Here is a 13,374-nt window from a genome sequence, read left to right as displayed (position 1 = left end):
CGTGAGCAACACCGTCCATGACGCCTTCCAGACCACGGCCGCCCGGTGCGCGAACGCGTCGTTCGTGAGCATCCTCCGGGAGACGGCAGCGGTCTACGAGATTCCCCACGGCGAAGTCACGTACGCCGTTGCCGCACGCCGCATCGCGGCGCTACGCGAGGCCTATGCGGCCGCCGGGTATGGCCACGGCCACCGCGCCGGCCTGCTGCTGGAGAACCGCCCCAGCTTCCTGCTGCACTGGTTCGCGCTCAATGCATTGGGTGTCTCGGTGGTGCCCATCAATGCGGATCTGCGGGCCGCCGAATTGAGCTACCTCGTGGGTCATGCCGAGCTCGCGCTGGCCGTCGCCTTGCCGCACCGCCATGCCGATCTTCAATCGGCCGCCGATTCCGTAGGCCAGGTGATGCGTCTGATGGGCCCGGACGACGCGCCGCCGCCCGCGCCGATGCCGCCACCGGCAGGTGATCGCGCGCCTGACGTCCACACCGAATGCGCCCTGCTGTACACCTCCGGCACCACGGGGCGGCCTAAAGGCTGCATCCTGCCCAATCGCTACTTCCTGCATGCCGGCGCGTGGTATGCCGGCATCGGCGGGCTGGCCGCGCTGCAGGAAGGCGAGCGCATGCTCACGCCGCTGCCGCTGGTTCACATGAATGCCATGGCCTATTCGGTCATGGCCATGGTGCTCACCGGGGGCTGCCTGATCCCCCTGGATCGCTTCCACCCCCGCACGTGGTGGGAGAGTGTGCGCGAATCCCGGGCCACCGTGGTGCACTACCTGGGCGTGATGCCGGCAATGCTCATGAAGGCCCCGGCATCCGCGCAGGATCGCCAGTCGCACGTGCGCTTTGGCTTTGGTGCCGGCGTGGATCGCCAGCTGCATGCGCCCTTCGAGGAGCGCTTCGGCTTTCCGCTCCTGGAAGCCTGGGCAATGACGGAGACAGGCGCGGGTGCCGTGGTGATCGCCAACACCGAACCCCGTCACGTCGGCAGCCATTGCTTTGGCCGCGAAGGCCCGGATGTGGAGGTGCGCCTGGTCACCGATGCCGGCACGGATGCCGGCGTGGACGAGCCCGCCGAGCTCTGGGTGCGGCACGCCGGCCCCGACCCACGTGACGGCTTCTTTGCTGGCTACCTGAAGGACGAGGCTGCCACCCAGGAAGCCTGGCAGGGCGGCTGGTTCCATACCGGCGATGTGGTGCGCCGTGGCGCCGATGGCGCACTGCGCTTCGTGGACCGCAAGAAGAACGTGATCCGCCGCAGCGGCGAGAACATCGCCGCGGTGGAGGTCGAAGGCGTCCTGATCCAGCATCCGGACGTGAAGGCCGTTGCCGTGGCAGCCGTGCCGGATGCAGTGCGGGGTGATGAAGTGCTCGCGTGCGTCGTGCCCGAGCGGCCCCTGGCCGACGCCGATGCGATGGAAGCAGCCGGCCACGATATCGTGCAGTGGGCGCTGTCGCAGCTCGCCTATTACAAGGTGCCGGGCTACGTGGCCTTCGTCGACGCACTGCCGCTCACCCCCACCAACAAGATCCAGCGCGGCGAGCTCAAGGCGCTCGCGCCCACCCTGCCGGGGTCTGACAACTGCGTGGACACGCGATCAATGAAGAAACGCCAGGAGCCCGGCGCATGACGGACACACGCTCATCGCAGGCCTCGACAGGCCGGCTCGGCTACGACGGCGTCGTCGCCGCGCTGCCGGTGTCGCTGCCCTATCAGCGCTACTCCACCATCCAGGCCCAGGGCTGGCTGGGCCTTGCCTTGCGCGAGCTCGTGCGCGGCTCGGGCCTGGCCAAGCACGAGATCGACGGCATGTGCGTCTCGAGCTTCACGCTCGCGCCGGATTCCGCCGTCGGGCTGGTGCAGCATCTGGGTATGAGCCCACGCTGGCTCGACCACATCCCCATGGGCGGCGCGAGCGGCGTCGTCGCCCTGCGCCGCGCGGCGCGCGCCGTGCAGGCGGGCGATGCCGACGTGGTGGCGTGTCTCGCGGGTGACGCCAACCACGTGGCCTCGTTTCGCAGCACGCTCGGCCAGTTCTCGCGATTTGCCCAGGATGCCGTCTACCCCTACGGCGCGGGTGGCCCGAATGCGAGCTTTGCACTGCTCACCGCGCACTACATGCGTGCCACGGGTGCCACGCGCGAGGATTTCGGCAAGCTCTGCGTGGCTCAGCGCGACAACGCCCTGCGCTATCCGCACGCGCTCATGAAGAAGCCGCTCACGATGGCGCAATACCTGGATGCGCGCGTCATCGCCGATCCCATCCACCTCTTCGATTGCGTGATGCCCTGCGCGGGCGCAGATGCCTTTCTCGTCATGCGCGAGTCGCGTGCCCGCGCGCTGGGCCTGCCCTATGTGCACGTGCGTGCCACGATCGAACGCCACAACGCGTGGATCGAGGACCCGATCCAGACGCGCGGCGGCTGGGCGAAGGACGTGGACGACCTCTACGGCCAGGCTGGCATCGGCCCTGAGGACGTCAGCTTCCTGCAGGCCTATGACGACTATCCCGTCATCAACGTCATGCAGATCGAGGACCTGGGCTTTTGTGCCAAGGGCGAGGGCCCCGATTTCATCCGCCGCAACACCTTCACGGTGGATGGCAGCTTTCCGTTCAATACCAATGGCGGGCAGCTCTCCGTCGGCCAGGCGGGGGCCGCCGGCGGCTTCCTCGGCATGGTCGAGGCCATGCGCCAGCTCACCGGCACCGCGGGCGGCACGCAGGTGGCCGATGCGCAATTTGGCCTGGTGAGCGGCTTCGGCATGATCAACTACGACCGCGGCCTGTGCACGGGCGCGGTCATCCTGGCGCGGAGCCCCGCATGACTGAGCCCCTGGCCAAACCTCCCAAGAAGGACCCTGTTGCGCGCACGCGCCAGCCGACATTGCCGCCCGGCCTGCGCAGCCGTGCGGGACTGGGCCTCACGGCCATGGCCGCCGAGGGCCGCTTCGCGCTGCAGGTGTGCGCCGAGTGCGGTGCGGTGCAGTACCCGCCGCGCGACGTGTGCGGCACGTGCCTCTCGGGCGAGCTGCCCTGGCGCGACGTATCGCCCGCCGGCCACCTGATGGTGAGCACCACGCTGCATCACAGCAACGACGTGTACTTTCGCGAGCGCCTGCCCTGGCGCGTGGGCACCGTGCAGATGCAGGCCGGGCCTTCCGTGATCGCGCACATCCACGCCGATTGTGCTGACAATTCTCCCGTGAGCCTCGCGCTGCGCCTGGATCGCAGCGGCCAAGCCGTGATGATCGCCCTGCCTGCCCGGAGCACTCCGAACATGACCGACGAGAAGACGCTGCGCGAGACGAGCTGCGATCCAAAGTTCCGCCGCGTGCTGGTGACCGACGGCAAGAGCGCGATCGGCCAGGCCGTGGCGCGCGCCATGCTCGACGCGGGCTCGCCCACGGTGTTCCTGGGCGATCCGCAGGTCTGGCGCCATGACGCGGCCTTCGCCAAGCTCGCGGAGGACCCGCGCGTGCAGACGGTGCCGCTGGACGTCACCGATACCGACGCCGTCGAGCGCGCCGCCGCGGCCATCGGGGGCAAGGTGGAGATCCTCGTGAACACCGCGGATTTCGAACGCGAAGGCGGCCTCCTGGGCCGCAAGGACGTGAACATCGCCCGGGACGCCCTGGACGTCAACGCCCTGGGCCTGGTGCGCCTGGCCCAGGCCTTCGGCGGCGCCCTGTGCGGGCGCGCGGCCGACGGCGTGAACAACGCGGCGGCCTGGGTGAACGTGCTGTCCGTCTATGCCCACATGAACCTGCCTTCGCATGGCCTGTGGTCCGCCGCCAAGGCCGCCGCCCTGTCGCTGGCGCAGTGCCTGCGCGCCGAGATGGCCGGCGCGGGGGTGCGCGTGATCAACGTATTTCCCGGGCCCGTGGATCACGAATGGCAGCAGCGCACGCCGCCGCCGCGCGTGGCGCCCGCGGCCATCGCCACGGCCATCGTCAAGGCCTTGCAGCAGGGCGTGGAAGACGTCTACGTGGGCGACATCGCCCAGGAAGTGCGCGCACGCCTCGCCGAGAACCCCAAGGGTCTGGAGCGCGAGCTCGCAGCCCCCGCCCGCTAGCCGAATCAGGAGCCTCGCATGTCTGCACCCATCCTCGCCCAATTCATGACCGAACTGGTGTCCGGGCGCATCCGCCTGGTGGATCTCACCGAGACCCTGACGCCGGAATTCCCCACGATCCAGCTGCCGCCCGAGTTCGGCCAGGCCTGGCCCTTCCGCATCGAAGAGATCTCGCGCTACGACGAGCGCGGCCCGGCTTGGTACTGGAACAACTTCTCCTGCTCCGAACACACCGGCACACACTTCGATGCGCCCGCGCACTGGGTGACGGGCAAGGACCAGCCCGACAACACCGTGGACACGATCCCGGTGGAAGCCTTCATCGCCAGCGCCTGTGTGATCGACTGCTCGGCCGAGGCCGCCCAGAACCCGGACTTCCTCCTCACGGTGGACTTCGTCAAGGCCTGGGAAGAGAAGCACGGCCGTATCCCGGCCCGGTCATGGGTGCTGCTGCGCACGGACTGGTCCAAGCGCGCCAAGCCCACGGAGTATCTCAACATGCAGGCCGATGGCGCGCACTCGCCCGGGCCGGACGCCGAGGTGGTGCCCTGGCTCATCCGCGAGCGCGACGTGCACGGCTTCGGCACGGAATCCGTGGGTACGGACGCAGGCCAGGCGCAGCACCTGGATCCGCCCTACCCCTGCCACTACTTCATGCACGGCAACAACCGCTACGGCCTGCAGTGCCTGACCAATCTGGACCAGTTGCCGCCCACGGGCGCCGTGATCTTCTCGGCGCCGCTGAAGATCCGCAACGGCTCGGGCAGCCCCCTGCGCGTGCTCGCCCTGGCGCCGCGCGCCTGATCCGGAGCCCGTCATGACCGAGAACGTCGCCATCGTCACCGGCGCGAGCGCTGGAATCGGCGCGGCCATCTGTCAGTCGATGCTGGATGCCGGCTACACGGTGGTGTCGCTTGCGCGCCGGGCGCCCGAGACGACACACGCCCGCCTGCATCATCGCGAGGTGGACCTGCTCGATGCCGCGGCCACCACCCAGGCGGCACAGGAGGTGGGCGCCGCGTTCCCCGTGAGCCACGTCATCCACAACGCCGGCGTCATCTGGCCGGCGCTGCTGCCCGAGGTGAAGCTCGAGGATCTGCAAGGCCTCACGCAGCTGCACCTGGGCGCGGCGATCAGTCTCGTGCAGGCCTGCCTGCCGGGGATGCAGGCCCGCGGCTTCGGGCGCATCGTGCTGATGTCCTCGCGCGGCGCGCTGGGCCTGCCCACCCGCACGGCCTACGCCGCCACCAAGGCCGGCATGCTGGGCATGGCGCGCACCTGGGCGCTGGAGCTCGCGCCCCACGGGATCACCGTCAACGTGGTGGCCCCCGGGCCCATCCAGACCGACATGTTCTACGAGGTCGTCGAGGCCGGCAGCGAGCGCGAGCAGCGCCTGGCCGACAGCATTCCCGTGAAACGCCTCGGCCGCGCCGACGACGTCTCGCGTGCCGTGATGTTCTTTGCCGATCCGGCCAACGGCTTCGTCACCGGGCAGACGCTCTTCGTCTGCGGTGGCGCGAGCGTGGGCTCGATCACGATCTGACCGCTTTTCACCCGCCGAACCCGTCTCCATCCGGAGGTATTGCCATGCTGTCCATGAAGCCCCTGGCCACGGTTGCCATGCTGGCCGCTCTCGTTGCCACTCCCGCCCTGGCCCAGGTCAAGGTCGGCGTCGTTTCTTCTTCCACCGGGCCCACGGCGCTGGTGGGGATTCCCCAGCGCAATACCGTGCCGCTCTTGCCCACCAAGATCGGCGATCTCACGGTGGAGTACATCTCGCTGGACGACGCGAGCGACTCCACGGCGTCGGTCACGGCCTTCAAGAAGCTGATCTCCGAGCAGAACGTGGACGCCATCATCGGCCCCTCGGGTTCGCCCAACGCCATGGCGGTGCTGCAGTTCGCGGCCGAAGCCGGCGTGCCCATGCTCGCCCCGGTGGGCACCGCCGCCGTCGTGCTGCCCATGAACGACCAGAAGCGCTGGGTCTTCAAGACCACGCAGAACGACGACATCATCGCGCGCGCCCTGGTGGATCACATGGCCAGCACCGGCATCAAGACGGTGGGCTTCATCGGCCTGAACGATCCCTACGGCGAGAACTGGTTCAAGGTGTTCTCGGGCATGGCCGAAGCCAAGGGCATCAAGGTCACGGCCAGCGAACGCTACCAGCGCACGGACAGCTCGGTGACGGGCCAGGCGCTCAAGATCCTGTCGGCGCGCCCCGACGCGGTGCTCGTGGCCGCCCCGGGCGGCGCGAGCGTGCTGCCGCAGACCACGCTCGTCGATCAAGGCTACAAGGGCAAGTTCTACCAGACGCACGGCGCGGCGCTGCCGGACTTCCTGAAGCTGGGTGGCAAGAAAGTCGAGGGCACGATCCTCGCGGCCAGCCTGATGCTGGTGCTGCCCGAGATCCCGGACAGCAACCCGTCCAAGGCTGTGGCGCAGCAGTACATCGCCGCCTACGAAAAGCTGCATGGCAGCGCGCCCGCCACCTTCGGCGCCAACGTCTACGACGCCGGCCTGCTGCTGCAGCAAGCCGTGCCCGAAGCCGCCAAGGCGGCCAAGCCCGGCTCGCGTGAGTTCCGCTCGGCCCTGCGCGACGCGCTGGAGCAGACGAAAGAGCTCGTCGGCACACAAGGCGTCTACACCATGACGCCCCAGGACCACAGCGGCTTCGACGAGCGCGGCCGTGAGCTCATCACCGTGAAGAACGGCAACTGGACGCTCCTGAAGTAAGCCCCACCGCACGCGCGCACGGCGCCACGCCGTGTGCGCGGCCCTTGCCCGCCCTGCAGGTAGCTCCCGCATGAATGCCCAGATCGTCCTGATCCTGTCTCAGGATGGCATCACCAACGGCGCCATCTACGCGCTCCTGGCCTTGTCCATCCTGCTGGTCTTCACCGTCACCCGCGTCCTGTTCATTCCGCAGGGCGAGTTCGTGGCATTCGGCGCGCTCAGCATGGCCGCCATCCAGGCCGGCCAGCCCGTGTTGCTGGTGTGGCTGCTCTTCGCCTTCGCGGTGGCCGAAGTGCTGGCGGACCTGATGGCCCGCCGCCACGGCACGGCGCGCAAGCGCCCGGCATGGCGGATGGGCGTGGCCCTGATCTACCCGCTGATCCTGGCGGCCCTCTTCTATCGCCTGCCCCTGGCGGATCTGCCCATGGTGGTGCAGGCGCTGCTCACGCTCGCCCTGCTCGTGCCCATGGGACCGCAGTTGTACCGACTTTTCTATCAGCCCGTGGCCGGCGCCTCGGTGCTGGTGCTGCTCATCATCTCGATCGCGGTGCACCTGGCCCTGGTCGGGCTGGGCCTGCTCGCCTTCGGCCCGCAGGGTGCGCGCACCGCCCCCTTCAGCGACGCGAGCTTTCCGCTCGGGCCGATCCAGATCAACAGCCAGGCAATCTGGGTGGTGCTGGTGTCCGTGCTGCTGATCGTGGCGCTGTACGTGTTCTTCGAGCGTTCGCTCTACGGCAAGGCCTTGCGCGCCGCGGCCTTCAATCGCCTGGGCGCGCGCCTGATGGGAATCTCGCCCGTGTTCGCCGGCAAGGCCACGTTCTTTCTCGCAGCCTTCATCGGCACGCTGTCCGGCATCCTCATCGCGCCCATCACCACGCTCTACTTCGACTCGGGGTTCATGGTGAGCCTGAAGGGCTTCGTGGGGGCCATCATCGGCGGGCTCGTGAGCTATCCGCTCGCGGCCGCCGGCGCCATCCTCGTCGGCCTGATCGAAGCCTTCTCCTCCTTCTGGGCGAGCGCCTACAAGGAGATCATCGTGTTCACCCTGATCATCCCGGTATTGCTGTGGCGCTCCCTGAAGAGCCACCACGTCGAGGAAGAAGACGAATGACCCCGAACCGCCTCGTCGTCCTCTTCCTGGCCCTGCTCGCCGTGGGCCCGCTGGTGCTGCCGCCCTTCTACGTCACGCTGCTCAACTACATCGGCCTGTACGCGCTGGTCGCCATCGGGCTGGTGCTACTCACCGGCGTGGGCGGCCTCACCAGCTTCGGGCAGGCCGCCTTCGTGGGCCTGGGTGCCTACACCACGGCCATCCTCACCACCCAGGGCGAGCTGCTGCCCGCGTGGCTGGCCTGGCTCGGCGCTTCGCCCTGGCTCACGCTGATCGCGGGCATGCTCATCACGCTGGCCGTGGCGTGGCTGCTGGGCGCGATCACCCTGAAGCTTTCCGGGCACTTCCTGCCCCTGGGCACCATCGCCTGGGGCCTGTCGCTGTACTTCGCCTTCGGTTCCGTGCCGGGCCTGGGCGGGCACAGCGGCATCCCGGACATCCCGGCCATCAACCTCGTGGGCGTGACGCTCGCGCGTGGCGACCAGATCTACTACCTCATCTGGGCCTTCCTGCTGGTGGGCATCTGGACGACGCGCAACCTGCTGGATTCGCGCGAAGGCCGGGCCATCCGCGCGTTGAAGGGCGGCCGGGTGATGGCCGAATCCATGGGCGTGGACACGGCGCGCGCGCGCATGGTGATCTTTCTCATCGCGGCGCTGCAGGCCTGCGCCTCGGGCTGGCTCTATGCCCACATGCAGCGCTTCGTGAATCCGAACCCCTTCGGTCTGCACATGGGGATCGAATACCTCTTCATGACGGTGATCGGCGGCGCAGGCCACGTCTGGGGCGCCGTGGTGGGCGCGGGCGTGTTCACCGTGCTCAAGCAGTGGCTGCAGGACTGGATGCCTCGCCTGCTGGGCCAGACGGGCAATTTCGAGATCATCGTCTTCGGCTTCGGCATGGTCTACCTGCTGCATCGCGCCCGCGGCGGCATCTGGCCCTTGCTGGCCAAGTATGTACCCGTGCGCAAGCCCGCGCGCACCGTGGACACCACGGCCGAGCCGCTGCCGCGTCGCGAACAGCCGACGCGCGGCGAGGTGGTGCTGCAGGCGGTGGACGTGACGCGGGCCTTCGGCGGGCTCATCGCCAATCGCGCCGTGAACCTGGAGGTTCGCGCGGGTGAGATCCTGGCCCTGATCGGCCCCAACGGCGCGGGCAAGAGCACGCTCTTCAACCAGATCTCGGGCGTGGACGTGCCCACCTCCGGGCAGGTGCGATTCCGCGGGCACGACGTCACGGGCCAGGATGCCCGCCAGGTGGCGCGCCTGGGACTGTCGCGCACCTTCCAGCACGTGCGCCTGCTCAACCGCATGTCCGTGCTGGAGAACGTCGCCATCGGCGCCCATCTGCGGGGCCAGCGGGGCGTGCTGCCGGCCGCCTGGCGGCTGGACCGAGCCGAGGAGGCACGCCTTCTGGCCGAAGCCGCGCGCCAGGTCGAGCGCGTCGGCCTGGGCCGCCACCTGATGGAGGAGGCCGGCTCACTGGCGTTGGGCCAGCAACGCATTCTCGAGATCGCCCGCGCGCTGGCGTCGGACCCGTGCGTGCTGCTCCTGGACGAGCCCGCCGCCGGCCTGCGCTACCAGGAGAAGAAGGAGCTCGCCGCCCTGCTGTCGCAGCTGCGCGCCGAGGGCCTGGCCATCCTGCTGGTCGAGCACGACATGGACTTCGTCATGGGCCTGGTCGATCGCGTGGTGGTGATGGACTTCGGCGAGAAGATCGCGGAAGGGTTGCCGGCAGAGATCCAGCGCAACCCAGCGGTGCTGGAAGCCTATCTGGGAGGGACGGACGAATGAGCGCACATTCTGAGAACACGTCGGGTGCGCGCATGGCCGCCCCTGTGCAGCCCACGGCGGATGCGGCTGCCGCCCCCGCGCTGCTGGACGTGCGCGACCTGCACGTGGCCTACGACAAAGTCGAGGCCGTGAGCGGCGTCAGCGTGCGGGTGGGCCAGGGGCAGATCGTGACTGTGATCGGCCCGAACGGCGCAGGCAAGACGACGCTGCTCTCGGCCATCATGGCCGTGCTGCCCGCCCGCGGCGACATCGTGCTGGCTGGCCAATCGCTCATCGGCCGCGAGATCGAGGATTGCGTGGCGGCGGGCATGAATCTGGTGCCCGAAAAGCGCGAGCTGTTCTCGGAAATGACGGTACAAGACAACCTGATGCTGGGCGCCTTTCACCGCTACCGCACGGGCTTGCGCGACCAGGATCAGACGCTGGCCGAGGTGTATGAGCTCTTTCCTCGCCTGCGCGAGCGCAGCGGTCAGCTTGCGGGCACGCTGTCGGGCGGCGAGCGCCAGATGCTGGCCGTGGGCCGCGCCCTGATGGCCAAGCCGCGCCTCCTGATGCTGGACGAGCCCAGCCTGGGGCTGGCACCACGCATCGTGCGGGAGGTGTTCCGCATCGTGGCGCGCCTGCGCGAGATGGGCGTGTCCATCCTGCTCGTGGAGCAGAATGCGCGCGCGGCCCTGCAGGTAGCCGACTACGCCTACGTACTGGAGACCGGTCGCGTCACGCTCGAAGGGCCTGCGAAGGACGTGGCCCAGGATCCGCGCGTGATCGACATCTATCTGGGGCTGGGTCACGGCGCGGCGGCCACGAACTGAAGGTGCGGCCAGGGCCGCCAGCCGGCGACACCGGCCGCACGCGTGCCGCGCCGTGGCTCGATTCGCCTCAGAACACCTTGAAGATGCTGCGGTCCTCGCGGATGGCGCGGTCCACCCGGCGCTGCCAGTTCTTGTCGAACACAATCGACTCGTCGGCTTCGAAACCCATGACCTTGTGCTGCACGGCGCGGTTCCACTCGGCCGAGCCGTAGTCCGGACCATGGCCTTCGGGGTCCGTGATGCCGGCGGCAGCATCGACCCACGCATACCATTCGTCCGTACCGACCAGATTGGGGTGCGGCGCCTTGTCGAGGATGGCCTCGTGGCGAGCCTTGGCGGCCTGCTCCTTGGCCTCGAACGAGGGCTTCTGACCAATACTTGAGCACGCGGTGAGCAGAGCGACGCTGGCGGTGACGAGCATGCGGGTGAAATGCATGGGAAGACGGGCTCCAGGAAAGGGATCAACGAAGGAAGACAGGCCGCACGCGACGTTGCGGAGGAGGCTCGGCCAGCGCCTCGCGGATGGCCGTGAGCACGGGGGAATCCGGTGCGACCTCGTGCAGGGGAGCCGCCGGCAACAACGGCGGCTGCGCCAGGAAGCGCGGCCGCGTGCCGCGATGCGGCTGTGCCGCATGGACCAGGAAGGGATGGCACAGATAGACCGTCCCGGCCATGCCGGTGGCCTGGACGTCCCGCACGGGCCCTTCGGGCAGCAGGCCCGTGCCGACGAGATCGCGCAAGGCCAGCCCCGCCTCGCCCGCCGGATGCAGGCGGCGAGCCATGGTACGGTGCGAACCCACCCGTAGCCGGGTGGGAGCGTCGTGACGGCCCACGTCGGAAAAGAGGAACAGCATCAGCAACGCGCGGCCCTGGGTATGGATATTGGTGCGCCACGCCAGGAAATCCTCGGGCGCCGCCTCCATGCCGAAACCGGGATCGATGTGCCAGCCGGCGTCGCCCGGGTCCTCACGCGACGGAAAGCGCACCGGAAAGGTGCCCAGGCTGTCGCGGGGCAGCCACGCCGACTCACCCACCAGTTGATCGAAGGCCCGGTGCAACAGCGGCGTGTTGGCCGCCTCGGCGAACGGGCCGTCCGCGTACCACCCGAGTCGGACCACCGGACGGGTCCACGTCGCGGGATCCTCAGGATCGGCGCCAGCGTCCGCCCACAGCCGCGCGCGCGCCGCCGCCGCGAGTGACGCGTCGAATGCATGGTCGAGCTTGACGTAACCGTCGCGGACGAACTGCCGGATCTGCGCAGGGGCCAATCCGGGCGACGAAGAAGATGCAGTGGGCATGACGATCTATTGTGCCTCAGTCCAGACCCGGCGGTGCCGGGGCAACCCTACCTCTCCTTGACCGTGCCAGCTAGCCGGTACACGGCTTGCTGGGAACACGAGTCCCGTCCACGCTTTTCGAGGCGCGCGCTCCCGCATGCCGCAGACACCGTGTCACGTCCCCCTGCTCCAGCGCACGCCCATGGCCTGCCTGTGGCTAGGTTTGCTGGTCCTGCTGCTGGTCAGCGGGCTTGCACGCGCGCAATCCACGCCGGACCCCGCCGCCCCCATCGCCATCCAGCTCGAATTGACGGGTGCCATCGGGCCCGCTGCCACCGAGTACGTCGAGCGCGGGTTGGCGCAGGCGGCCGAGGCCGATGCGCCCTTCGTGATCCTGCGCATCGACACCCCGGGCGGGCTGGTGAGTTCGATGCGCGACATCAACCGCGCCATTCTCGGCGCGCCCATGCCGGTCATCGGCTACGTGGCGCCCGGCGGCGCTCAGGCGGCGAGCGCGGGCGCCTTCATCCTGTATGCCACGCACCTGGCTGCGATGGCGCCCGGCACCAACGTGGGGGCAGCCACGCCGGTTTCCATGGGGGGCGCCCCCGAAGAACCTGCGCCAAAGCCCGGCGAGGGTGAGGAGCCCGCCCGTACGCCACCGGTGAGCGATGCTTCGCACGACAAGGCAGTAAACGACGCCGTGGCCTACCTGCGCAGCCTGGCCGACCTGCACGGCCGCAACGCCGACTGGGCAGAATCTGCCGTGCGCGACGCCGCGAGCCTGCCGTCTGCCGAGGCGTTGTCCCAAGGTGTCGTCGAGATCGTCGCTACCGACACCGCCAGCCTGCTCAAGCAGGCCGACGGGCGCACCGTGCGTCTGGGCGAGCGTGAGGTCACGCTGCAGACCGCCGGCGTCACCGTCGAGGTGCACGCGCCGGATTGGCGTACTCGCCTGCTGGCCGCGGTCACCAACCCAAACCTGGCCTACATCCTGCTGCTGATCGGCATCTACGGCATCATCTTCGAGGTGATGAGCCCCGGCGCCATCTTTCCCGGCGTGCTGGGCGGCGTCGCCCTGCTCACCGCCCTCTTCGCGCTCAACATGCTGCCCATCACCTTTGCCGGCGCCGGCCTTCTGCTCCTGGGCGTGGCGCTCATGGTGGCCGAAGCGTTCACGGCCACCTTCGGGTTGCTGGGCGTCGCGGGTCTGGCCGTCTTTGCCGTCGGTTCCGTCCTGCTCTTCGACGGCGACATCGCCGGCTTCACGCTCGCCACGCCCGTCATCGTGCTGGCGTCGCTCGCGAGCCTGGTGCTCCTGGCGGTGGTGCTGGCCGCGGTGATGCGCGCGCACCGCCGGCGCGTGGTGACCGGTGACGAAGCCCTCCTACAGGATACGGGGGAGGTGCTGCGCTGGTCGGGTCTGCACGGCCAGGTGCACGCCCAAGGCGAAACCTGGCAAGCCCGTGCTGCCGGCCCGCTCGCGGTCGGCCAGCGCGTGCGCATCACGGCGCGGGACGGACTGACGATCGTCGTCGAACCCCTGAACCCGCCTACCTGAGGAGTTCT

Annotated in this window: 12 protein-coding genes; 10 read left to right on the top strand and 2 right to left on the bottom strand. The window is 69.1% G+C overall.

Going from position 1 to position 13,374, the window contains the following annotated elements:
- Window position 1 precedes the first annotated feature (1 nt).
- From IMZ29_RS10320 to IMZ29_RS10280, 9 genes are all read left to right on the top strand, one after another.
- The gene (locus IMZ29_RS10320) at window positions 2–1,633 is read left to right on the top strand and encodes an AMP-binding protein (protein WP_216183418.1); all 1,632 of its coding nucleotides are present in this window, start codon (window positions 2–4) and stop codon (window positions 1,631–1,633) included.
- Window positions 1,630–2,829: a thiolase family protein gene (locus tag IMZ29_RS10315; protein WP_216183417.1), complete on the top strand. Its 1,200-nt coding sequence runs from the start codon at window positions 1,630–1,632 to the stop codon at window positions 2,827–2,829. Before IMZ29_RS10320 ends, IMZ29_RS10315 begins: the two co-directional genes overlap by 4 nt.
- Window positions 2,826–4,076 (top strand): SDR family NAD(P)-dependent oxidoreductase, encoded by a 1,251-nt coding sequence (locus IMZ29_RS10310; RefSeq protein WP_216183415.1) that lies wholly within the window; start codon window positions 2,826–2,828, stop codon window positions 4,074–4,076. Before IMZ29_RS10315 ends, IMZ29_RS10310 begins: the two co-directional genes overlap by 4 nt.
- A gap of 18 nt (window positions 4,077–4,094) precedes the next feature.
- Window positions 4,095–4,880 carry a cyclase family protein gene (locus IMZ29_RS10305; RefSeq protein WP_216183413.1) on the top strand — a complete coding sequence of 262 codons (786 nt, stop codon included), beginning with the start codon at window positions 4,095–4,097 and terminating at the stop codon, window positions 4,878–4,880.
- A gap of 13 nt (window positions 4,881–4,893) precedes the next feature.
- Window positions 4,894–5,619, top strand: coding sequence for an SDR family oxidoreductase (locus tag IMZ29_RS10300; protein ID WP_216183411.1), 726 nt, complete (start codon window positions 4,894–4,896; stop codon window positions 5,617–5,619).
- A gap of 44 nt (window positions 5,620–5,663) precedes the next feature.
- Complete coding sequence (locus tag IMZ29_RS10295) at window positions 5,664–6,812, top strand: ABC transporter substrate-binding protein (protein WP_216183409.1); 1,149 nt, start codon at window positions 5,664–5,666, stop codon at window positions 6,810–6,812.
- 70 nt (window positions 6,813–6,882) lie between these two features.
- Window positions 6,883–7,923: a branched-chain amino acid ABC transporter permease gene (locus IMZ29_RS10290; protein WP_216183407.1), complete on the top strand. Its 1,041-nt coding sequence runs from the start codon at window positions 6,883–6,885 to the stop codon at window positions 7,921–7,923.
- Window positions 7,920–9,716, top strand: a complete 1,797-nt coding sequence (locus tag IMZ29_RS10285) for a branched-chain amino acid ABC transporter ATP-binding protein/permease (protein ID WP_216183405.1) — start codon at window positions 7,920–7,922, stop codon at window positions 9,714–9,716. Before IMZ29_RS10290 ends, IMZ29_RS10285 begins: the two co-directional genes overlap by 4 nt.
- Window positions 9,717–9,748: 32 nt before the next feature.
- Window positions 9,749–10,528, top strand: a complete 780-nt coding sequence (locus IMZ29_RS10280; protein WP_216183473.1) for an ABC transporter ATP-binding protein — start codon at window positions 9,749–9,751, stop codon at window positions 10,526–10,528.
- Between the two features lie 67 nt (window positions 10,529–10,595).
- On the opposite strand, the gene IMZ29_RS10275 is transcribed toward IMZ29_RS10280, so the two are convergent.
- Both IMZ29_RS10275 and IMZ29_RS10270 read right to left on the bottom strand, forming a co-directional pair.
- Window positions 10,596–10,964, bottom strand: a complete 369-nt coding sequence (locus tag IMZ29_RS10275; protein ID WP_216183403.1) for a hypothetical protein — start codon at window positions 10,962–10,964, stop codon at window positions 10,596–10,598.
- A gap of 25 nt (window positions 10,965–10,989) precedes the next feature.
- The gene (locus IMZ29_RS10270; protein ID WP_216183401.1) at window positions 10,990–11,826 is read right to left on the bottom strand and encodes a phytanoyl-CoA dioxygenase family protein; all 837 of its coding nucleotides are present in this window, start codon (window positions 11,824–11,826) and stop codon (window positions 10,990–10,992) included.
- Window positions 11,827–11,962: 136 nt separating this feature from the next.
- On the opposite strand from IMZ29_RS10270, the gene IMZ29_RS10265 reads away from it, so the two are divergent.
- A complete protein-coding gene (locus IMZ29_RS10265; RefSeq protein ID WP_216183400.1) occupies window positions 11,963–13,366 on the top strand; it encodes an NfeD family protein in 1,404 nt (467 codons plus the stop codon).
- The last annotated feature ends 8 nt before the right edge of the window (window positions 13,367–13,374 follow it).

Source organism: Verticiella alkaliphila (genome assembly GCF_018904615.1).
In the GTDB taxonomy this organism is placed as follows: Bacteria; Pseudomonadota; Gammaproteobacteria; order Burkholderiales; family Burkholderiaceae_B; genus Verticiella; species Verticiella alkaliphila.
This window is presented reverse-complemented; position numbering and strand designations above follow the sequence as displayed.

Bases quoted from the DNA above. Each gene is read 5' to 3' on its own strand.
- IMZ29_RS10315 (WP_216183417.1), top strand. From the start codon at position 1,630: ATGACGGACACACGCTCATCGCAGGCCTCGACAGGCCGGCTCGGCTAC.
- IMZ29_RS10310 (WP_216183415.1), top strand. From the start codon at position 2,826: ATGACTGAGCCCCTGGCCAAACCTCCCAAGAAGGACCCTGTTGCGCGC.
- IMZ29_RS10305 (WP_216183413.1), top strand. From the start codon at position 4,095: ATGTCTGCACCCATCCTCGCCCAATTCATGACCGAACTGGTGTCCGGG.
- IMZ29_RS10300 (WP_216183411.1), top strand. From the start codon at position 4,894: ATGACCGAGAACGTCGCCATCGTCACCGGCGCGAGCGCTGGAATCGGC.
- IMZ29_RS10295 (WP_216183409.1), top strand. From the start codon at position 5,664: ATGCTGTCCATGAAGCCCCTGGCCACGGTTGCCATGCTGGCCGCTCTC.
- IMZ29_RS10290 (WP_216183407.1), top strand. From the start codon at position 6,883: ATGAATGCCCAGATCGTCCTGATCCTGTCTCAGGATGGCATCACCAAC.
- IMZ29_RS10285 (WP_216183405.1), top strand. From the start codon at position 7,920: ATGACCCCGAACCGCCTCGTCGTCCTCTTCCTGGCCCTGCTCGCCGTG.
- IMZ29_RS10280 (WP_216183473.1), top strand. From the start codon at position 9,749: ATGGCCGCCCCTGTGCAGCCCACGGCGGATGCGGCTGCCGCCCCCGCG.
- IMZ29_RS10275 (WP_216183403.1), bottom strand. From the start codon at position 10,964: ATGCATTTCACCCGCATGCTCGTCACCGCCAGCGTCGCTCTGCTCACC.
- IMZ29_RS10270 (WP_216183401.1), bottom strand. From the start codon at position 11,826: ATGCCCACTGCATCTTCTTCGTCGCCCGGATTGGCCCCTGCGCAGATC.
- IMZ29_RS10265 (WP_216183400.1), top strand. From the start codon at position 11,963: ATGCCGCAGACACCGTGTCACGTCCCCCTGCTCCAGCGCACGCCCATG.